Annotated in this window: 23 protein-coding genes and 1 pseudogene; 19 read left to right on the forward strand and 5 right to left on the reverse strand. The window is 73.2% G+C overall.

Features of this window, described 5'->3' with window-relative positions:
- The first annotated feature begins 60 nt into the window (after positions 1-60).
- The 6 genes from DEJ43_RS22145 to DEJ43_RS37550 all read left to right on the forward strand — a co-directional run bounded on the left by DEJ43_RS22145 (position 61) and on the right by DEJ43_RS37550 (position 5,728).
- A complete protein-coding gene (locus DEJ43_RS22145) occupies positions 61-1,506 on the forward strand; it encodes a bifunctional ADP-dependent NAD(P)H-hydrate dehydratase/NAD(P)H-hydrate epimerase (protein ID WP_041664126.1) in 1,446 nt (481 codons plus the stop codon).
- Positions 1,507-1,701: 195 nt separating this feature from the next.
- A complete protein-coding gene (locus DEJ43_RS22150) occupies positions 1,702-2,547 on the forward strand; it encodes a L,D-transpeptidase family protein (protein WP_233447974.1) in 846 nt (281 codons plus the stop codon).
- Between the two features lie 20 nt (positions 2,548-2,567).
- Positions 2,568-3,716 (forward strand): alanine racemase, encoded by a 1,149-nt coding sequence (gene alr / locus DEJ43_RS22155; protein ID WP_015035610.1) that lies wholly within the window; start codon positions 2,568-2,570, stop codon positions 3,714-3,716.
- A gap of 10 nt (positions 3,717-3,726) precedes the next feature.
- Complete coding sequence (locus tag DEJ43_RS22160; protein WP_015035611.1) at positions 3,727-4,917, forward strand: alpha/beta fold hydrolase; 1,191 nt, start codon at positions 3,727-3,729, stop codon at positions 4,915-4,917.
- Between the two features lie 10 nt (positions 4,918-4,927).
- Positions 4,928-5,428, forward strand: coding sequence for a tRNA (adenosine(37)-N6)-threonylcarbamoyltransferase complex ATPase subunit type 1 TsaE (gene tsaE / locus DEJ43_RS22165; RefSeq protein WP_041662777.1), 501 nt, complete (start codon positions 4,928-4,930; stop codon positions 5,426-5,428).
- 132 nt (positions 5,429-5,560) lie between these two features.
- On the forward strand, positions 5,561-5,728 hold the full coding sequence (locus DEJ43_RS37550) for a hypothetical protein (protein WP_015035613.1): 168 nt from the start codon (positions 5,561-5,563) through the stop codon (positions 5,726-5,728).
- 43 nt (positions 5,729-5,771) lie between these two features.
- Here DEJ43_RS37550 and DEJ43_RS22170 read toward each other — a convergent pair whose 3' ends face one another.
- Positions 5,772-6,338 carry a L,D-transpeptidase gene (locus DEJ43_RS22170; protein WP_015035614.1) on the reverse strand — a complete coding sequence of 189 codons (567 nt, stop codon included), beginning with the start codon at positions 6,336-6,338 and terminating at the stop codon, positions 5,772-5,774.
- Positions 6,339-6,434: 96 nt separating this feature from the next.
- Here DEJ43_RS22170 and tsaB point away from each other — a divergent pair, with 96 nt between their 5' ends.
- The 9 genes and pseudogenes from tsaB to DEJ43_RS22215 all read left to right on the forward strand — a co-directional run bounded on the left by tsaB (position 6,435) and on the right by DEJ43_RS22215 (position 12,273).
- On the forward strand, positions 6,435-7,091 hold the full coding sequence (gene tsaB, locus DEJ43_RS22175; RefSeq protein WP_015035615.1) for a tRNA (adenosine(37)-N6)-threonylcarbamoyltransferase complex dimerization subunit type 1 TsaB: 657 nt from the start codon (positions 6,435-6,437) through the stop codon (positions 7,089-7,091).
- Positions 7,092-7,114: 23 nt separating this feature from the next.
- Positions 7,115-7,585 carry a ribosomal protein S18-alanine N-acetyltransferase gene (rimI, locus tag DEJ43_RS22180; RefSeq protein ID WP_041664127.1) on the forward strand — a complete coding sequence of 157 codons (471 nt, stop codon included), beginning with the start codon at positions 7,115-7,117 and terminating at the stop codon, positions 7,583-7,585.
- The gene (tsaD, locus tag DEJ43_RS22185; RefSeq protein ID WP_015035617.1) at positions 7,575-8,693 is read left to right on the forward strand and encodes a tRNA (adenosine(37)-N6)-threonylcarbamoyltransferase complex transferase subunit TsaD; all 1,119 of its coding nucleotides are present in this window, start codon (positions 7,575-7,577) and stop codon (positions 8,691-8,693) included. Before rimI ends, tsaD begins: the two co-directional genes overlap by 11 nt.
- Positions 8,690-8,944 (forward strand): hypothetical protein, encoded by a 255-nt coding sequence (locus tag DEJ43_RS22190; RefSeq protein WP_015035618.1) that lies wholly within the window; start codon positions 8,690-8,692, stop codon positions 8,942-8,944. Before tsaD ends, DEJ43_RS22190 begins: the two co-directional genes overlap by 4 nt.
- Positions 8,945-9,000: 56 nt before the next feature.
- Positions 9,001-9,873 carry a polysaccharide deacetylase family protein gene (locus DEJ43_RS22195; protein ID WP_015035619.1) on the forward strand — a complete coding sequence of 291 codons (873 nt, stop codon included), beginning with the start codon at positions 9,001-9,003 and terminating at the stop codon, positions 9,871-9,873.
- Positions 9,874-9,984: 111 nt separating this feature from the next.
- Positions 9,985-10,341 (forward strand): DUF6247 family protein, encoded by a 357-nt coding sequence (locus DEJ43_RS22200; protein WP_015035620.1) that lies wholly within the window; start codon positions 9,985-9,987, stop codon positions 10,339-10,341.
- Positions 10,334-10,606: a hypothetical protein gene (locus DEJ43_RS22205; protein WP_015035621.1), complete on the forward strand. Its 273-nt coding sequence runs from the start codon at positions 10,334-10,336 to the stop codon at positions 10,604-10,606. Before DEJ43_RS22200 ends, DEJ43_RS22205 begins: the two co-directional genes overlap by 8 nt.
- A 40-nt stretch (positions 10,607-10,646) precedes the next feature.
- Positions 10,647-11,582, forward strand: a pseudogene (locus DEJ43_RS22210) (RNA polymerase sigma factor); the annotation flags it as partial.
- A 70-nt stretch (positions 11,583-11,652) separates the two neighbouring features.
- Positions 11,653-12,273, forward strand: a complete 621-nt coding sequence (locus DEJ43_RS22215) for a hypothetical protein (RefSeq protein ID WP_015035623.1) — start codon at positions 11,653-11,655, stop codon at positions 12,271-12,273.
- Positions 12,274-12,455: 182 nt separating this feature from the next.
- Here DEJ43_RS22215 and DEJ43_RS22220 read toward each other — a convergent pair whose 3' ends face one another.
- A complete protein-coding gene (locus DEJ43_RS22220; RefSeq protein WP_051025915.1) occupies positions 12,456-13,643 on the reverse strand; it encodes a THUMP-like domain-containing protein in 1,188 nt (395 codons plus the stop codon).
- A 130-nt stretch (positions 13,644-13,773) separates the two neighbouring features.
- Here DEJ43_RS22220 and DEJ43_RS22225 point away from each other — a divergent pair, with 130 nt between their 5' ends.
- The gene (locus DEJ43_RS22225) at positions 13,774-14,694 is read left to right on the forward strand and encodes a polysaccharide deacetylase family protein (protein ID WP_015035625.1); all 921 of its coding nucleotides are present in this window, start codon (positions 13,774-13,776) and stop codon (positions 14,692-14,694) included.
- Complete coding sequence (locus DEJ43_RS22230) at positions 14,691-14,870, forward strand: hypothetical protein (RefSeq protein ID WP_015035626.1); 180 nt, start codon at positions 14,691-14,693, stop codon at positions 14,868-14,870. Before DEJ43_RS22225 ends, DEJ43_RS22230 begins: the two co-directional genes overlap by 4 nt.
- A gap of 71 nt (positions 14,871-14,941) precedes the next feature.
- On the opposite strand, the gene DEJ43_RS22235 is transcribed toward DEJ43_RS22230, so the two are convergent.
- Entirely contained in the window at positions 14,942-15,364 is a 423-nt protein-coding gene (locus DEJ43_RS22235; RefSeq protein WP_145953714.1) for a DUF6234 family protein, read from the reverse strand.
- Positions 15,365-15,666: 302 nt separating this feature from the next.
- Here DEJ43_RS22235 and groES point away from each other — a divergent pair, with 302 nt between their 5' ends.
- The gene (gene groES / locus DEJ43_RS22240) at positions 15,667-15,975 is read left to right on the forward strand and encodes a co-chaperone GroES (RefSeq protein ID WP_015035628.1); all 309 of its coding nucleotides are present in this window, start codon (positions 15,667-15,669) and stop codon (positions 15,973-15,975) included.
- Between the two features lie 131 nt (positions 15,976-16,106).
- Positions 16,107-17,735, forward strand: coding sequence for a chaperonin GroEL (gene groL / locus DEJ43_RS22245; protein WP_015035629.1), 1,629 nt, complete (start codon positions 16,107-16,109; stop codon positions 17,733-17,735).
- 67 nt (positions 17,736-17,802) lie between these two features.
- Here the strand turns inward: groL and DEJ43_RS22250 are convergent, their stop codons facing one another.
- Both DEJ43_RS22250 and DEJ43_RS22255 read right to left on the reverse strand, forming a co-directional pair.
- Positions 17,803-18,501, reverse strand: a complete 699-nt coding sequence (locus DEJ43_RS22250) for an ester cyclase (protein ID WP_015035630.1) — start codon at positions 18,499-18,501, stop codon at positions 17,803-17,805.
- Between the two features lie 74 nt (positions 18,502-18,575).
- Positions 18,576-19,598 carry a hydroxyacid dehydrogenase gene (locus DEJ43_RS22255; protein WP_041662779.1) on the reverse strand — a complete coding sequence of 341 codons (1,023 nt, stop codon included), beginning with the start codon at positions 19,596-19,598 and terminating at the stop codon, positions 18,576-18,578.
- Positions 19,599-19,611: the final 13 nt, after the last annotated feature.

Below are 19,611 nucleotides of genomic sequence, written 5' to 3' on the forward strand. Positions count from 1 at the left end.
GGTCGAGCAGGCCTTGGCGGCGGCGGGCGCGTGATCCGGGGCTGCGGCAGACTGCTGACCATGCGTACCGCTCACCGCGTGGAGACCGTCCGGGCCGCCGAAGCCGCCCTCATGACCCGACTGCCCGAAGGCGCGCTCATGCAGCGGGCCGCCGCCGGACTCGCCGCCGCCTGCTTCTCGCTCCTCGGCAAGGGACGGGTGTACGGGGCTCGGGTCGTCCTCCTCGTCGGCAGCGGCGACAACGGCGGCGACGCCCTCTACGCCGGCGCCCGGCTCGCCCGGCGCGGCGCCGGAGTCACCGCCGTCCTGCTCGGCGACCGCGCCCACGAGGGCGGGCTCGCGGCGCTGCGGGCCGCGGGGGGCCGGGTCGAAGCCGACGACCCCTTCGCGCCGCTCGCCACCGCCGACCTCGTCCTCGACGGCATCACCGGCATCGGCGGCCGCGGCGGGCTCCGGCCCGACGCCGTGCCCGTCGCCCGGGCCGCGCGCGGCTCCGACGCCGTCGTCGTCGCCGTCGACCTGCCCAGCGGCGTCGACGCGGACACCGGGGAGGTCACCGGGGAGGCGCTGCGGGCGGACGTCACGGTGACCTTCGGGACGTACAAGCCCGGGCTGCTCGTCGACCCCGCGCGCTCGTACGCGGGCGCGCTGCGGCTCGTCGACATCGGACTCGGCGACGAACTGCCGGGCGTGCCCGACCTGGAGGCGCTCCAGCACCAGGACGTGGCGCGGCTGCTGCCCGTGCCGGGCGCCGAGAGCGACAAGTACCGGCGCGGGGTCGTCGGCGTCGTCGCCGGCTCCGCCCGCTACCCGGGCGCCGCGGTGCTCGCCGTCGAGGGCGCGCTGCGGGGCGGCGCGGGGGCGGTGCGGTACGTCGGAGGCGCGGCCGACGCGGTGATCGCCGCGCACCCGGAGACCCTCGTCCACCCCGGGCCGCCGGACCGTGCCGGGCGGGTGCAGGCCTGGGTCGTCGGACCGGGGCTCGGCGACGAGCCGGGCGTCGCGGAGGTCCTCGCGTCGGACGTGCCGGTGCTGGTGGACGCGGACGGGCTGCGCGGCCTCGACCCCGCGCTCGTACGGGCCCGCAGCGCGCCGACCGTACTCACCCCGCACGCCGGGGAGGCGGCGGCGCTGCTCGACGCCACCCGCGAGGAGGTCGAGGCGGGACGACTCGCGGCGGTACGGGAACTGGCCGGGCGGTACGGGGCGACGGTCCTGCTCAAGGGCTCGACGACGCTGGTGTGCGGGGCGGGCGCGGCCGGGGCGGTGCGGGTGAACCCGACGGGGACGGGCTGGCTGGCGACGGCGGGCAGCGGCGACGTCCTGTCGGGCCTGGCCGGCTCGCTCCTGGCGGCGGGCCTCCGCCCGGTGGACGCGGCGTCGTGCGCGGCGTACCTGCACGGTCTTGCGGCCCGCCGGGCCTCGGAGGGCCGCGGCCCGGTGACGGCGGGGGAGGTGGCGGGGACGCTGGGGGAGGCGTGGCGGGACGTGCGGGCGGGGGAGTAGGGGCCGGGGCGGAGCCGGAGCCGGGGCCGGAGTCGGAGCCGGGGCCCGAGCCACCTCACGCCACCCCACCCCACGCCACCCCACCCCCCCATCCCCCCACTCGGCCGAACCCGCTCCCCCGGCCGCCTCTCTCGGCGCGCTCGCCGGGGCCGGTGGGGATTGGGTGGGTGGGTGATCAGATCGAGAAGTCGTGTCGTGTCGTTGTTCGTTCTGCCGGGGGTTCTCCTTGGGGTCCTGCTCGTGCCCGCCGTGGGGGGCCCGGCCGTGGCCGACGCTCCCGAGCCGGGGGACGTGCTCGTGCCCGGGGTCGTCGGGGGTGGGCGGGCCGAGTATCCGATGGATACGCCCGACCAGGTGCTGCCGCCCCTGCAGCCCGAGGGCGAGGTGCCCGTGCCCGTGCCCGAGGAGGACGTCGACGAGTTGGTCGAGTACATGCCCCGGAGCGCGGTCGCGGCCGCCTGCACCGCCAGCACCGGGACCCATCAGCGGCAGGTCGAGCGGCTGCTGAAGCTGCGGGTCGACGGGAAGCAGTCGGCCGCCGACTGCCGGGCCATCCGCGCCTTCCAGGTGAGGGAGAAGATCAAGCCCGCCAACGGCTACGCCGGGCCCGTCACCTGGGCCCGGGCCGAGCTGCTCGCCGCCCGGAAGGACCTCGACCCGAAGCGGCGCTGCCCGGTGAAGAAGTACGCCGTCGCCTGTGTCGACCTCGACCGGCAGTTGATGTGGGTGCGGAAGGGTTCGAAGGTGACCTTCCCCGTGGTGAACATCCGGAGCGGACGCCCCGGGTACGCCACCCGCACCGGATGGCACTCCATCTACTGGCGGCACAAGGACCACTGGTCCTCCATCTACAACACCCCCATGCCGTACTCCCAGTTCTTCAACGGCGGCCAGGCCTTCCACGCCGTCTACGGGCAGCTCGCCACGCCCACCGGAAGCCGTGGCTGCGTCAATCTCAGCTACGCCCACGCCCGGAAACTCTGGGACGTGCTGCGCAAGGGTGACCGGGTCTACATCTGGGGAAAGCGGCCCGGCAGCTGACACCTGAGAGACTGGGCGCGATGACTGAGACACCGCCGCCCCGCAGAGCCCGCGCCGAGATCGACCTCGGCGCGCTGCGTGCGAACGTCCGCACGCTGCGCGCCCGCGTCGCCCCCCACGTCCGGATCATGGCCGTGGTCAAGGCCGACGCGTACGGACACGGCGCGGTGCGCTGTGCCCGCGCCGCCCTGGACGCGGGCGCGGACTGGCTCGGCACGGCCACCCCGCACGAGGCGCTCGCGCTGCGCGCCGCCGGGATCACGGACGTCCCCGTCATGTGCTGGCTCTGGACCCCCGGCGACCCCTGGGACCAGGGCATCGAGGCCGGTCTCGACATGTCCGTGAGCGGGATGTGGGCCCTGGAGGAGGTCGTGCGGGCCGCGCGGGCCACCGGTGGTGTCGCCCGTGTGCAGCTCAAGGCCGACACCGGGCTCGGGCGCAACGGCTGCCAGCCCGCCGACTGGCCCGAGCTCGTCGGTGAGGCGCTGAAGGCCGAGGCCGAGGGGCTGGTCGAGGTCACCGGGCTCTGGTCGCACTTCGCGTGCGCCGACGAGCCCCACCACCCCTCCATCGCCGCCCAGCTCGACGTGTTCCGCTCGATGCTCGACTACGCCGAGAAGGCCGGCGTCCGGCCGGAGGTCCGGCACATCGCCAACTCCCCGGCCACCCTCACCCTCCCTGAGGCTCATTTCGACCTGGTCCGTCCCGGTATCGCCATGTACGGCGTCTCGCCGAGCCCGGAGCTGGGCACCTCCGCCGAGCTCGGGCTGCGGCCCGTGATGTCGCTCAAGGCGAGCGTCGCCCTGGTGAAGCGGGTCCCGGCCGGGCACGGCGTCAGCTACGGCCACCACTACGTCACCGACGCGGAGACGACCCTCGGTCTCGTCCCGCTCGGCTACGCCGACGGCGTCCCCCGGCACGCCTCGGGCCGCGGCCCCGTCCTCGTCGACGGCACCGTCAGGACCGTCGCCGGGCGGGTCGCCATGGACCAGTTCGTCGTCGACCTCGGCGGGGACGTCCCCGCGCCGGGGACCGAGGCCGTGCTCTTCGGGCCCGGCGACCTGGGCGAGCCCACCGCGGAGGACTGGGCGGTGGCCGCCGACACCATCGCGTACGAGATCGTGACCCGGATCGGCGCGCGCGTCCCGCGCGTGTACCTGGGCGAATAGAGGGGGCCCCGTGGGCGAGTCCAGCAGCACCGGTACCTGGCGGCGCGCCGGATTCGCCGGCGCCGCGATAGGCGTGCTCGCGGCCGGGGCCGCCGCCGGGGTCGCCGTCGAGCGGCTGACCGTCGGCCGCTCCGTACGGCAGAAGGCGCGTCTCGCGCTGGACGCCACCGGTCCGTACGGCGGGCTGCGGGGGACCCCGGGCCGGGCCCTCGCGGACGACTCGACCGTCCTGTACTACGAGGTGGACGAGGTCGAGGACGACGCTCCGCCCGCCCGCCGGCGGCGGCTCTTCGGGCGCAAGGAGCCCGCGCCCGTCACCGTCGTCTTCAGCCACGGCTACTGCCTCAACCAGGACTCCTGGCACTTCCAGCGGGCCGCGCTGCGCGGTCTCGTCCGTACCGTCCACTGGGACCAGCGCAGCCACGGCCGCTCCGGGCTGGGCGTCGCCCAGTCCGGGCCCGACGGGGTGCCCGTCACCATCGACCAGCTGGGCCGCGACCTCAAGGCGGTCCTCGACGTGGCCGCCCCCGAGGGCCCGCTCGTGCTGGTCGGGCATTCGATGGGCGGCATGACGATCATGGCGCTCGCCGAGCGGTACCCGGAGTTCGTCCGGGACCGGGTCGTCGGCGTCGCCTTCGTCGGCACCTCCGCCGGGAAGCTGGGAGAGGTGTCGTACGGGCTGCCGATCGCCGGCGTCAACGCCGTCCGGCGGGTCCTGCCGGGGGTGCTGCGCGCGCTCGGCTCCCAGGCGGAGCTGGTCGAGCGGGGCCGCCGGGCGACCGCCGACCTGTTCGCCGGGCTGATCAAGAGGTACTCGTTCGCGTCGAGGGACGTGGACCCGGCCGTCGCCCGCTTCGCCGAGCGGATGATCGAGTCCACCCCGATCGACGTGGTCGCGGCCTTCTACCCGGCCTTCGCCGAGCACGACAAGGCCGCCGCCCTGCCCGTCCTCCAGGAGCTGCCGGTGCTCGCGCTCGCGGGGGACCACGACCTGGTGACCCCCAGCTCGCACACCGAGGCCATCGCGGACCTCCTGCCCGACGCGGAACTCGTCATCGTGCCCGACGGCGGTCATCTGGTGATGCTGGAGCACCCTGAGGTGGTCACCGACCGCCTCGCCGACCTGCTCGTTCGGGCGGGCGCCGTCCCGGAGGCGACGGCGGCGACCGTCGCGGTGAGGCCGGAGACCGGAAACGGCTAAGTTGGCGGGTATGGAAGCAGCGCACCCGCCCGTCTCCGGCGCCACCCTGTCCGTCGACTCCCCCGAGCAGATGCAGGAGCTCGGCCGCCGGCTCGCGAAGATCCTCCGTCCCGGCGACCTCGTCATGCTCACCGGTGAGCTCGGCGCCGGGAAGACCACGCTCACCCGGGGCCTCGGCGAGGGCCTCGGGGTGCGTGGCGCCGTCACCTCCCCGACCTTCGTCATCGCCCGGGTCCACCCGTCCCTGGTCGGCGGCCCGGCCCTGGTGCACGTGGACGCGTACCGGCTCGGGGGCGGTCTCGACGAGATGGAGGACCTCGATCTGGACGTCTCGCTGCCCGAGTCGGTGGTGGTCGTCGAGTGGGGTGACGGCAAGGTCGAGGAGCTGACGGACGACCGGCTGCACCTGCTGATCCACCGCGTGACGGGTGACACCGACGACGACCGGCGCACGGTCGTGCTGCGCGGGATCGGGGCGCGCTGGGCGGACGAGGACCTGGGCGTGCTCTGACCGGCGGTACGCGAGGGCGCCCGGGTACGTAGATTCCGACAACGTGTCGGGAAGGTGTTGCGTCGTCCGTACGTGCCGTGGTGACATGGATGCACGAGCTGGTTAGGTGTACCTAACCTACGGGAGGCAGGCATGGCGACGCCGAAGCACGCGGAACCCACCCGGGACCACGTCCCGATGAGTGAACTGCTCGCGTCCTGCGCGGCCGCCCGCGCCCTGTCGACCCCGCCGCGCAGACAGCCGGCCGAGCGGAGCGAAGAGGAGCGCGAGGACACGGTCGTACGGGACAGGGCCGCGTAGCCCTACGCCCCCGGGCGCGTAGCCCCGCGCCCCTGCCCCGGCGCTACGGGACGACGACGACCTTCGCGCCGATCACCGCGAACGTCCACAGCGCGTCCCCGTCGGCCCGCTTCATGCGGATGCCGCCGGTCTTCTTCGACGGGTCCGGGCTCGGCGTCGTGCCGTCGACCGCCGCGCTGAAGCCGATCGCCACGTCCTGGGCCGTCGCGAACCGCACCACGTGCTCGATCTGCACGCCGTCCGAGCCGCGGACCGAACCCGAGCGGGAGGTCACGGTGTACGCCCCAGGCGTCGGGTGCACCGTGCTCGGCATCACCGAGAACGTCCGGGTGGCCTTGTTCCCGGCGTCCACCAGCCAGACCCGGCGGTCACCGAGCGCGTACACGACCCGCTCGCCGGTGCCGGAGGCCGCCGGGACGGCCAGCGGGTTGGCGGCCGGCTTCTTCGGCCCGCCGGTCGGGGAGGTCGTGGGGGCCGCGGTGCCGGAGGCGGGGGGCTTCACCGACAGGTCCGCCGGTGCGCTCGCCGAGGCCTGGTAGGCGAGGAAGCCGACCGCGGCGACGGCCGCCGCCGTGAGCCCGGCCACGAATCCCGAGCTGCTCCGTGCCACCGTGCCCACCTCTCGTACGAACGTATCGAAGGGTGACGGTAGCAGTCGGGGGAGCGAGGGGCGGGGCAGCGTGCCCGGGAGCCGTAGGCTGTTCGCGTGCTGTTGCTCGCCATGGATACCGCCACCCCCGCCGTCACCGTCGCCCTGCACGACGGCGAGGCCGTCGTCGCCTCGACCAGCCAGGTCGACGCCCGCCGTCACGGGGAGCTGCTGCTGCCCGCCGTCGACCGGGTCCTGAAGGAGGCCGGTCGCACGCTCGACGCGGTCACCGGGATCGTCGTCGGCGTCGGCCCCGGGCCGTACACCGGCCTGCGGGTAGGCCTCGTCACGGCCGCGGCCTTCTCCTCCGCGCTCGGCGTGCCGGTGCACGGCCTGTGCACCCTCGACGGACTCGCGTACGCCTCCGGGATCGACGAGCCGTTCGCCGTCGCCACGGACGCGCGCCGCAAGGAGGTCTACTGGGCGCGGTACGAGGACTCCCGTACCCGCGTGACCGACGCGGCCGTCGACCGGCCCGCCGAGATCGCCGAGCGGCTCGCCGGCCTCCCCGTCGTCGGCGCGGGCGCCCGCCTCTACCCCGAGGCCTTCCCCGACGCCCGCGACCCCGAGCACCAGTCGGCCGCCGGGCTCGCCGCGCTCGCGGCGGAGAAGCTCGCGGCGGGCGGCGAGGGCTTCCTCGACCCGCTGCCGATGTACCTGCGCCGCCCCGACGCGCAGGTGCCGAAGAACTACAAGGTGGTCACCCCCAAGTGACCGGCGGCGTGGAACTGCGCGAGATGCGCTGGTGGGACATCGCACCGGTGCTGGCCCTCGAGGACGAGCTGTTCCCCGAGGACGCCTGGTCGGCGGGAATGTTCTGGTCCGAGCTCGCGCACGCGCGCGGGCCCCGGGCCACCCGCCGGTACATCGTGGCGGAGAACGGCGAGGGCAGGCTCGTCGGGTACGCCGGGCTCGCCGCCGCCGGCGGCCTCGGTGACGTCCAGACCATCGCCGTCGCCCGCGACCAGTGGGGGACCGGGCTCGGCGCCCGGCTCCTCACCGACCTGCTCCAGCACGCCACCGCCTTCGAGTGCGAAGAAGTGCTCCTCGAGGTGCGCGTGGACAACACCCGGGCCCAGAAGCTCTACGAGCGCTTCGGCTTCGAGCCCATCGGGTTCCGGCGCGGCTACTACCAGCCCGGAAACGTGGACGCGCTCGTGATGCGACTGACCGTTCAAGGAACTGAGACTGATTCTGATGGCTGCTGACGAACCGCTCGTACTCGGCATCGAGACCTCCTGCGACGAGACCGGCGTCGGCATCGTCCACGGGACCACGCTCCTCGCGGACGCCGTCGCGTCCAGCGTCGACACCCACGCACGCTTCGGCGGCGTCGTGCCCGAGATCGCCTCCCGCGCCCACCTGGAGGCGATGGTCCCGACGATCGAGCGCGCCCTGAAGACGGCCGGGATCTCCGCGAAGGACCTCGACGGCATCGCCGTCACGGCGGGCCCCGGCCTCGCGGGCGCGCTGCTCGTCGGCGTCTCGGCCGCCAAGGCGTACGCGTACGCGCTCGGCAAGCCGCTCTACGGCGTCAACCACCTCGCCTCGCACATCTGCGTCGACCAGCTGGAGCACGGCAAGCTGCCCGAGCCGACGATGGCGCTGCTCGTCTCCGGCGGGCACTCCTCGCTGCTGCTCTCCTCCGACATCACCTCCGACGTGCGGCCCATGGGCGCCACCATCGACGACGCGGCCGGCGAGGCCTTCGACAAGATCGCCCGCGTCCTCGACCTCGGCTTCCCCGGCGGACCGGTCATCGACCGGCTCGCCAAGGAGGGCGACCCGGCCGCCATCGCGTTCCCGCGCGGTCTGAGCGGCTCCCGGGACCCCGCGTACGACTTCTCCTTCTCCGGCCTCAAGACCGCCGTCGCCCGCTGGATCGAGGCCAAGCGGGCGGCTGGCGAGGACGTGCCGGTACGGGACGTGGCCGCGTCCTTCCAGGAGGCGGTCGTCGACGTCCTCACCCGCAAGGCCGTCCGGGCCTGCAAGGACGAGGGCGTCGACCACTTGATGATCGGCGGCGGCGTCGCCGCCAACTCGCGCCTGCGGGCGCTCGCCCAGGAGCGGTGCGAGCGGGCCGGCATCCGGCTGCGGGTGCCCCGGCCGGGGCTGTGCACGGACAACGGCGCGATGGTCGCGGCGCTGGGCTCCGAGATGGTCGCCCGCAACCGGCCGGCCTCCGACCTGGAGCTGTCGGCGGACTCGTCGCTGCCGGTGACGGACCCGCACGTGCCGGGCGCGGCGCACGGCCACGGCCACTCCCACGACCACGATCACGTGCACGAGGTCAGCAAGGAGAACCTGTACTCATGAGGCTCACCCTCATGTGGGAGGCGCGGGCCGCGCAGGGCCGGGGCGCCGAGCTCCTGGAGTGGGCGCGGGCGCAGGTCCTCCCCCGTGAGCCTGTCCGCCGGGAGATCTTCCGGGCCCCGCAGGACCGGGTCCTCGTCCTCACTTGGTGGGAGGCGGAGACCTTCGACGCCGAGCTGCCCGAGCTGCCGGAGCCGGACGCCGAGCTGATCACCCGTCCGGTGCACAGATGGCGCTTCGAATCGGTCGAATAGGCGACAACGTTCGAAAGTAGAGCAACCTTTCGAGCGGAACGGGCATCCCACAGCGCGTGAAGAAGACGATCGCGCTGTGGGCGGCGCTGACGGCCGCCACCCTCCTGGTGACCGGCTGCACGGCGGAGAGGCCGCCGGCCGCCGTCGCCCCGCCGAAGACGACCGCGTCCGCGGCCGACCCTTCCGCCGTCGACCCGTCCGCCGGGAACAAGGCTCCCGACGCGGCCGGCGCTCCCGGAGCCGCCGCTGCCGCCGCGTACCGGAAGTGGGGCCTGAAGCCCTTCGCGCCGCCGCCCGCCCCGCCGGCGGTCAAGCCGGTGGTCCGGAAGCCGGGCGGCCCGGTGCCCGTGATCAGCGACATCCCCACCACCGAGAAGATCGTCTTCCTCACGATCGACGACGGGGCCGAGAAGGACGCCGAGTTCGTCACGATGATGAAGGACCTCAAGGTCCCCTTCACGATGTTCCTCACCGACTCGGCCATCCGCGCCGACTACGCGTACTTCGCGCCGCTCGTCGCCCAGGGCCACGGCCTCGCCAACCACACCCTCACCCACCCCAACCTGCGCACCCTCTCCCAGGAGGCCCAGCGCAAGGAGATCTGCGGCCAGCAGACGAAGCTGGCCCAGCGCTACGGCACCACGCCCCGGCTCTTCCGCCCGCCCTACGGCAACTGGAACGAGGCCACCCGCGCGGCGGCCGGCAGCTGCGGCGTCGACGCGCTCGTGCTCTGGCGCGAGTCCATGCAGATCAAGAACATGCAGTACCAGCGCGGCGACAAGAAGCTCCACCCCGGCGACATCATCCTGGCCCACTTCCGGGGCCCCTCCGAGCTCAAGGGCCGGACGATGACCGAGATGACGGCGACGATGCTCCGCAGGATCCAGGAGCAGGGCTTCACGGTGGCGCGCCTGGAGGACTACGTCTGAGAGGGCCGGGCGAGCGGGTCCGGAACGAGCGTCACCGGATCGGATGACGGTGCCGCGTTCCCGCTCGCTAGGCTGGTCGAACGGTTCACAATCCCGGCCATGGGAGAGCACATGACCGCCAGCGCAGCCGATCAGCCGCTGATCCCGCAGCCACCGTCGACCGTCACCGCACTGAGACAGGCGGTGGCGCAGATCGCCCCGGCGGCGCTGCCCGCGTTCACCCGCGAGCTGGACCAGGCGGCGGATCAGGCCCGTCTCGGATCCGATCTCGCGCCGCTGCGCCGATTCACCGCGCACTGGGCCGTGTACGTCCAGATCCAGCGTCAGCCCAGGCTCGCGATGCGTTTCCGGGAGCTTGAATCCGTCGTCGCGACCGGAGAAGCGGATCAGGTGAGGGAGGCCGCGGCGCAGCTGGGCCGCATGCTCGACGACGCCCGGGGCGCGCTGTCGAGGACGAGTGGTGAGTGAGCGTTGGCGCTGGGAGTACGACCCCGACTTCGCCCACGTCGCCGGAGGTGTCCCGGCGCGGGTGGTCGCGGAGGTCGAGCGGCTGACGTCCCAGCTGGTGGACCTCGCCGAGATGGGCGTGGACGTGGGTGACCTGGGGGAGGGGCCGCGGCCCGGAGGCCTGCGTCGGATGGACTCGGCCGGGGGCTGGTTCTACTTCCTTGCCGCGCCGAGGGCCCGGCTGATCGTGGTCGTACGGATCATCCCGCCGTTCGACAGCCTGTGACGGCCCGAGGGGCGTCCGGCGCGGGGCCCCGGCGGGCGGCGACATCGACGACGACGTGCTGCGGCTCATCTTCACCGCCTGCCACCCGGTGCTCTCGGCCGAGGCCCGCGCCGCGCTGACCCTGCGGCTCGTCGGCGGGCTGCGGACGGACGAGATCGCCCGCGCCTTCCTCGTACCGGAGGCGACCGTCGCGGCCCGGATCACCCGCGCGAAGCGGGCGCTCGCGAAGGCCGGCGTGGAGTTCGAGGTGCCGTACGGCGAGGACCGGGCGGCCCGGCTCGGCTCCGTCCTCGAAGTCGTCTACCTGATCTTCAACGAGGGGTACGCGGCCACCGCGGGCGACGACCTGCTGCGCCCGGGCCTCTGCGAGGACGCCCTGCGGCTCGCCCGGGTCCTCGCCGCGCTCGTCCCGCAGGAGGGCGAGGCGCAGGGCCTGGCCGCCCTGCTCGAACTCCAGGCCTCCCGGACGGCGGCCAGGACCGGGCCGGACGGGCGGCCGGTGCTGCTGGCCGCGCAGGACCGGCGGCGCTGGAACCGGCTGCTGATCCGGCGCGGGTTCGCCGCGCTCGAACGGGCCGGGGGCGGACGCTCGTTCGGGCCGTACGCCCTCCAGGCCGCGATCGCCGCCTGTCACGCGCGGGCCGCCTCGTACGAGGAGACGGACTGGGCGACGATCTCCGCGCTGTACGGGCGGCTGTCCGTCCTCGCGCCCTCGCCGGTCGTCGAACTCAACCGCGCGGTCGCCGTGTCGATGTCCGAGGGCCCGGCCGCGGCCCTGCCGATCGTCGACGCCCTCGCCACCGAACCGGGCCTCGCGCGCTACCACTTGCTGCCGAGCGTCCGGGGCGACCTGCTGGCCCGGCTGGGACGGACGGAGGAGGCCCGGGCGGAGTTCGAGCGGGCGGCGGAGCTGACCAGGAACGAGAGCGAGCGGGCCCTGCTGCGGGCGAGAGCGGGGGAGTTGGGCGGGGGGTAGGGCGCGCAGTCGGGGCGGGGCGCCCGGCCCTCCGGTCGGCGCGGTCGTGCCCACCCGTAGGGTGCTTGGCATGTCCCCGCGTACCCCGTTGCCTCCGCCGCCCCCGCCCGCCGAACTCCAGAGCTGGCCCGACCGGGAGGCGCGGCTCGCCGACCGGGCGCTGGCGCTCGACGAGTTGGGCAGGCGGCTGCTCGGCGGCGGGCGGCTCGCGGCGTTCCTGCTCTGGTTCGTGCTGCTCCAGCTCGGCTGGGGCATGATCGGCGTCCTGGTCACCTCGGTCGGACAGCCCGTCCTGGACCCGCTGCTGCTGATGACCGGGCTCGTCACGGCCCTCCTCGGCGTCGGGGTCCTCGTCCCGGCCGTGTGGCTGACGGTCCGCAGCCACCGGCGGGACCGGACCGTCCGCGAACGCCTCGCCCAGTGGGCGGCCCTGGACCGGCACGGCCCGACGGACGCCCGGCTGCGCGCCCCGGTCCTCAGTGTCTGCTGGCTGCTGCTGTCCTTCGCGATGTGCGGCTTCGGCCTCTGGATGGGCTTCGCGGTGCCGCTGGGCGTCAGCCGCGACGACGGCTACGGCCTGGTCGTCTACGGCATGGGCGTCGCCCTGATCCTCTGGATCACGGGCCTGACGGGCCTGTCGAAGGCCGTCGGCCACTACCGCCTCGCGGTCCGGCTGACGGGCGGGCGGTAGCGCGAGGCCGTGGGGCCTGCGGCCTTCCCTGCGCTGGTGGCGCGGCGCCGTAGGGCCTGCGGTCTTAAGGGCCTGCGGCCTTCCGGTCGCCGGTAGCGCGGCGCCGTAGGGTCTGCGGCTGCCGTCGCCGGTGGCGCGACGACCTGCGGCCTTCCCGTCGCCGGTGGCGCGGCGCCTGGTGGCTAGCGGCCGCCCGCCGGGCGGCCGATCAGCATCGTCGGGGCTCCCGCGACCCGGGTCAGCAGGACCGTCGCCGCGTTCGGGCCCTTCGGCTTCACCTTGCGGCGGATCTCCTCCGGTTCGACCGCCGAGCCGCGCTTCTTCACCGTGAGGGTGCCGACCTCGCGCTCCCGCAGCAGCGCCTTCAGCTTCTTCAGGTTGAAGGGGAGTTCGTCGGTGATCTCGTACGCGGCGGCGTACGGGGTCGGCACGAGCCCGTCGGCCGTGACGTACGCGATCGTCTCGTCGATCAGCCCGCCGCCCAGCTCCTCCGCCACCTCGGCGACCAGGTGCGCGCGGATCACGGCGCCGTCCGGCTCGTACAGGTAGCGGCCGACCGGGCGGACCGCCGGGTCGGGGAGGCCGCGGCCGGTGAGGCCCGCGCCGGAGGGCAGCAGCGTGGCGCGGCGCGCGCCCGGCTCCGTACCGAACCAGAGGACGGCCTCCTTGACGTCCCCGCCGTCCGAGATCCACTCCGCCTCGGCCTCCTCGGGGACCGCCTCGTGCGGGATGCCCGGGGCCACCTTCAGGGCCGCGTGCGGGGCCTTGCGGGCCGCCTCGACCGCCCAGGACAGCGGCGGGGAGTACGCCTCGGGGTCGAAGATCCTGCCCCGCCCCCCGCGCCGCGCCGGGTCCACGAACACCGCGTCGTACGGGCTGGTGTCGATCTCCGCGACGTCGGCGCAGCGCACCTCGATCAGCTCCCCGAGGCCGAGCGCCTCGGCGTTGGCGCGGGCCACCTCGGCGGTCAGCGGGTCGCGGTCCACGGCCAGGACCGAGATCCCGGCGCGGGCGAGGGCGATCGCGTCGCCGCCGATCCCGGAGCAGAGGTCCGCGACGCTCCGCACCCCGAGCGCCTTCATCCGGGCCGCCCGGTACGTGCCGACCGAGGCGCGCGTGGACTGCTCCACGCCGTTCGGGGTGAAGTACATCAGGTACGCGTCCTCCGCGCCGAACTTCGCCACCGCCCGCTGCCTCAGCCGGGCCTGCCCGACGGCCGCCATGACCAGCTCGGCGGGGTGGTCGCGGCGCAGCCGGGAGACGACCGCCAGTTCCTGGGCGGGGTCGTGGTCGCGGAGGGCGGTGAGGAGCGTCTGCCCCTCGGGGGTGAGCAGCGGGGCGAGGAAGGCGTGGTCGGTCACCCGTCCCATTGTGGGCCCTGTGGTGCTGTGGGCCGGCCGGGGGACGGAGGGCACGTACGGGCGGTGTCGTACCCCGTGAGGGGCTTCCGCGCTGACAGGATGCGGCGCCATACGACTCGTACGACAAAAGGAATAAACGATGGCAAAAGGTGTGCACCGTTCCACCCGGGTGCTCGGAGCCGCGCTCGTCGTCGCCGCCCTCGCCTCCGCCGCCACCGCCTGCTCCGAGGACACCGGGCCGGACCGCGGCGCGCCCGCCCCCGCGGCCGGCCAGCAGGCCCAGGGGCAGGCGGCGGCCGGTGCGCTCAACGCGTACGTGGAGAAGGTCCGCGCGCAGCGTGCCGCCCGGGTGCTCGCCGCCAAGAAGTGGGGTCTCGCCAAGCCGCCGCTCGAAGCCCCCGCACCGCCGGCCGTCAAGCCGAAGATCACCACCCGCAAGGGCTTCGAGACGGACGGCGAAGGACTGCCGCCCGTCTTCACCACCGTGCCGACCAAGCAGAAGGTCGTCTTCCTGACGATCGACGACGGCGCGGAGAAGGACCCCGAGCTGCTCCGGATGATGAAGGAGCTGAGGATTCCGTACAGCGCCTTCCTCAGCGACTACGTCGTCAAGGACGACTACGGCTACTTCGCCCGGATGCAGAAGTCGCAGGAGTCCGGGGTCTCGCTCCACAACCACACTCTCAACCACCGCTATCTGCCGGGACTCTCGTACAGCCAGCAGAAGCGCGAGATCTGCGGCATGCAGGACGTCATCGAGAAACGATTCGGCAAGCGGCCCCCGCTCTTCCGCCCGCCCTACGGCAACTACAACGAGGACACCCTGCGCGCGGCCAAGAGCTGCGGCGTCAAGGCCGTCCCGCTGTGGGCCTCCGAGGCCTTCCCCGACCACATGGAGTGGCGCGAGTGGGACCGGGACCTCCACCCCGGCGACATCGTGCTCACCCACTTCCGGGGCAAGGAGGACTGGAAGGGCACCATGCCCGACATGATCCGCAGGGTCATGAACGTGATCACCTCCAAGGGGTACGCGGTCGCGAAGCTGGAGGACTACGTATGAGCCGGCGGCGCGGTACGGGTGCCCTGGTCGCCGCGGTCCTGCTGCTCGGCCTCACCGGCTGCGCCTCCGCCGTCGACCCGCTGGAACGCCTCGGCCGCAAGGCGGTGGAGCAGACCCGTGACGGGGACGGCCGCCGCGCGAACGTGGAGCACGTACGGGCGGAGGGGCTCCCCTAGGGGCTCCCTAGGGGCTGAGGGGGCTGACCGCGGCGTGGCGGGCGTGGCGGGCGAGGCGGGCGAGGCGGGCCTCACCCTCCCGGGCACTCGCACGGCCCGCCCCCGCTGGTGCACACGCAGCGCCCCTCCACCGGCGCCTGGGCGGGCGGCGGGGCGGGGTGCGAGCGCGCCCACTCCTGCGTCGCCCCGTGCACCGTGAGGAACGCGAGCAGCAGGGCGGCGGCGAACTGGCCCCCGGGAGCCCAGGACCAGCCGCCGCGCCACAGCGCGAACGCCAGGAGCAGGATCCCGGCCGTGATCGCCCCGAAGGTCAGCACCGGCACCCAGTCCATGGGCGGCGGCCCCGGCCGCTCCGGGTCGTACCGCGACCCCCAGGGGCGGAAGAGGAGGGTGAAGACGGCGAAGAGGACGAACCCGACGTCGAGCAGGAGGAGTGCCAGCGCGAGCAGGACGTCGTGGACCGTGCGCTGCCGGGGGCGGGGTGTGGTCGCCATGCCCGAACCCTCGTACGGAACCGCGGGCTCCGCGAGCACGTTGTCCTCACGGGACGGCCACGGGGGTGTGACGAGGGGGCGGGCGACGGGCGCGGTGACCACCGCGACGACGCGCTCGACGGCAAGGAATTGGCACTCCGCTTGACCGAGTGCTAATCGCGGTCATAGTCTCGGCTCTGGCACTCCCCACTGGAGAGTGCCAACACAGCGACAGGCAGGTCCGGCACCCGCGACGACGGATCGACCTGGTCGCCACCTCAGACAGTTAACCCCGTGAGATCTCCGAAGGGGGAGGTCGGATCGTGACGACCACCAGCTCCAAGGTTGCCATCAAGCCGCTCGAGGACCGCATTGTGGTCCAGCCGCTCGACGCCGAGCAGACCACCGCCTCTGGCCTGGTCATTCCGGACACCGCCAAGGAGAAGCCCCAGGAGGGCGTCGTCCTGGCCGTGGGCCCGGGCCGCTTCGAGAACGGCGAGCGTCTGCCGCTCGACGTCAAGACCGGCGATGTCGTGCTGTACAGCAAGTACGGCGGCACCGAGGTGAAGTACAACGGCGAGGAGTACCTCGTCCTCTCGGCTCGCGACGTGCTCGCGATCGTCGAGAAGTAATTCACCGACGTACTGAAGTACCGAAGTACCGAGCACTGAAGCAGATGCTCCGAGCTGCGCCCCGAGGCCCCTTCCAGGCGCCCCGGGGCGCGGTTCGTTCCACCCGATTCCGAGAGGGCTGAACCGCTCCCATGGCGAAGATCCTGAAGTTCGACGAGGACGCCCGTCGCGCCCTTGAGCGCGGCGTCAACAAGCTTGCCGACACGGTGAAGGTGACGATCGGCCCCAAGGGCCGCAACGTCGTCATCGACAAGAAGTTCGGCGCCCCCACCATCACCAACGACGGTGTCACGATCGCCCGCGAGGTCGAGATCGAGGACCCGTACGAGAACCTCGGCGCCCAGCTGGTGAAGGAGGTGGCGACCAAGACCAACGACATCGCGGGTGACGGCACCACCACCGCCACCGTGCTCGCCCAGGCCCTGGTCCGCGAGGGTCTGCGCAACGTCGCCGCCGGCGCCTCCCCGGCCGCCCTCAAGAAGGGCATCGACGCCGCCGTCAAGGCCGTCTCCGAGGAGCTCCTCGCCACCGCGCGCCCGATCGACGACAAGTCCGACATCGCCGCCGTCGCCGCGCTCTCCGCGCAGGACCAGCAGGTCGGCGAGCTCATCGCCGAGGCGATGGACAAGGTCGGCAAGGACGGTGTCATCACCGTCGAGGAGTCCAACACCTTCGGCCTGGAGCTCGACTTCACCGAGGGCATGGCCTTCGACAAGGGCTACCTGTCCCCGTACATGGTGACCGACCAGGAGCGTATGGAGGCCGTCCTCGACGACCCGTACATCCTGATCAACCAGGGCAAGATCTCCTCGATCCAGGACCTGCTGCCCATCCTGGAGAAGGTCATCCAGGCCGGCGCCAGCAAGCCGCTGCTGATCATCGCCGAGGACGTCGAGGGCGAGGCCCTGTCGACCCTGGTCGTCAACAAGATCCGTGGCACCTTCAACGCCGTGGCCGTCAAGGCCCCCGGCTTCGGCGACCGCCGCAAGGCGATGCTCGGCGACATGGCCACCCTCACCGGTGCCACCGTCATCGCCGAGGAGGTCGGCCTCAAGCTCGACCAGGCCGGTCTGGACGTGCTGGGCACCGCCCGCCGCGTCACCATCACCAAGGACTCCACCACCATCGTCGACGGTGGCGGCAACGCCGAGGACATCGCGGGCCGCGTCGGCCAGATCAAGGCCGAGATCGAGTCCACGGACTCCGACTGGGACCGCGAGAAGCTCCAGGAGCGCCTCGCGAAGCTGGCCGGCGGCGTGTGCGTGATCAAGGTCGGCGCCGCCACCGAGGTGGAGCTGAAGGAGAAGAAGCACCGTCTGGAGGACGCCATCTCCGCGACCCGCGCCGCGGTCGAGGAGGGCATCGTCTCCGGTGGTGGCTCCGCTCTGGTCCACGCCGTCAAGGTCCTCGAGGGCAACCTCGGCAAGACCGGCGACGAGGGCACGGGTGTCGCGGTCGTCCGCCGCGCCGCCGTCGAGCCGCTGCGCTGGATCGCCGAGAACGCCGGCCTCGAGGGCTACGTCATCACCTCGAAGGTGGCGGAGCTCGACAAGGGCCAGGGCTTCAACGCCGCGACCGGCGAGTACGGCGACCTGGTCAAGGCCGGCGTCATCGACCCGGTGAAGGTGACGCGCTCCGCCCTGGAGAACGCCGCCTCGATCGCCTCCCTCCTCCTCACCACCGAGACCCTCGTGGTGGAGAAGAAGGAAGAGGAGCCCGCGGACCACGGCCACGGCCACGGTCACGGCCACTCCCACTGAGGCAGCCGACTCAGCACCGAGGCCCGGTGCCCCCGTCGCGGGGGCACCGGGCCTCGGCCTTTCTCCGTCAGCCCTCCACGGCGCCGAGCTGCCCCATCAGCCCGAGCAGGTCGTACTGCCACCATCCCTCGACGATCTTGCCGTCGTCCCGGAAGCGGTGGACGACCGTGCCGGTCATGCTCACCTCCATGCCGGTCGGCTGAAGCCCCATGAAGTCGCCGGAGTGGCTGCCCCGCCAGGTCCACCGGGTGCAGACCCGGTCGCCCTCGGCGATCTGGTCGTCGACGGTGAAGGCGAAGTCGAAGCCGCCCCGCCACATCTCCACCTCGCGCCGGACGGCGTCCATGCCGATGACGTCCTGCTCGTTGGTCGGATCGTGGTCGTGATAGCCCTCGGCCAGCACCTCGTCGAGCAGCGCGAGCTCCTCCTCGGTGGCGAACATCTCCAGCAGCCGCCGGGCGTTGGCCTTGTACAGCGCCTCGTCCCGGACCACGTCCAGGTCCGTGAAGGTCGGCATCTCGTCACAGAGCGCCACCATCTCCCGGAAGATCCGGTCGGTCTCGGGCAGCTGAGAGTTCCGCATGGCCACGTCGTACGAGGGGAACTCGACGATCTCCACCAGGTGCGAGGAATCCGCCCGGTCCTTGCCGAGAACGCTGTGCGTGGCGGTCCGCTTGCCCTGCGTCTGCTCGATCCACCGGTCCATGAGCCGGGTCATGTCGTCGATCCGGCTGGTCTTGAAGTCGATGATCTGCGTGAACGTCATGACGCCTCCCGATCCCGACCCAGGTGGGACCCCTCCAGTCTAGGTGGGGCGCATGGAGCGGGCAGGCCGGCCGGCTACGCCGAGCGCGTCAGGTCCGACGCCCGTACCTCCTCCGCGAAGGGTTCGCCGCGGACGTAGCGTGCCACCTCGTCGAGTGCCTGGTCCGTCATGCGGTGGAGTTCGTTGCCGAGGGAGCCTGCCACGTGGGGGGTGAGGAGGACGTTCGGGAGGGTGTAGAGGGGGGAGTCCGGGGGCGGGAGTTCCGGGTCCGTGACGTCCAGGGTCGCGTGGAGGCGGCCCGAGGTCAGGTGGGGGAGGAGGGACTTCTCGTCGATCAGGGAGCCGCGGGAGGTGTTGATCAGGGTCGTTCCGTCCCGCATCGCGGCCAGTTGGGGCGCGCCGATCATGTGGTGCGTGGACGGGAGTTGGGGTGCGTGGACCGAGACGACGGTGCTGCGGGCGCAGAGTTCGTCGAGGTCGGTCATCAGGTGGACGCCGGGGGGCGGGACTTCCACGTACGGGTCGTACAGGAGGATCTCGATGTCGAAGGGGCGCAGGAGCTCGATCACCCGGCGGCCGATGCGGGAGGCGCCGACGATGCCGACCGTGCGGCGGTAGTTGCCCCAGTCGGCGGACTCGGCGAGCCAGGCGTGGTCGGTGCGGAGTTCGGCGTACCGCTGGGCCGAGCCGAGGACCCGTTTCCCGGCGAAGAGGATCGCGGCGAGGGTGTACTCGGCGACGGGCAGCGCGTTGGCGGCGGCGGCCGAGGTGACGCGCAGGCCGCGGTCCCAGCAGGCCTCGGTGACGTGGTGCTTGACGGAGCCGGCCGCGTGGACGACGGCCCGCAGGCGCGGTGCGCGGTCCAGGACGTCGGCGGTGAGCGGGGTCGCTCCCCAGCAGGTGAGGAGGATCTCGGCCTCGGCGAGGGCGGTGGTGACGCGGGGGTCGGAGGTGGTCAGGTCGGGGGCCACCAGGTGCGCGTCGGTGCGGGTGAGGGCCGTGAGGCGGGTGCGGTGCGCGGGGGTGAGGAGGCGGTCGGCCACCCCTTCGCCCATGGCGAGCAGCAGCGCGGGGCGGTTGTCAGTGGTCGGGTGCATCGTGGTACCTGAG

The organism is Streptomyces venezuelae ATCC 10712 (assembly GCF_008639165.1).
Lineage (GTDB): Bacteria > Actinomycetota > Actinomycetes > Streptomycetales > Streptomycetaceae > Streptomyces > Streptomyces venezuelae.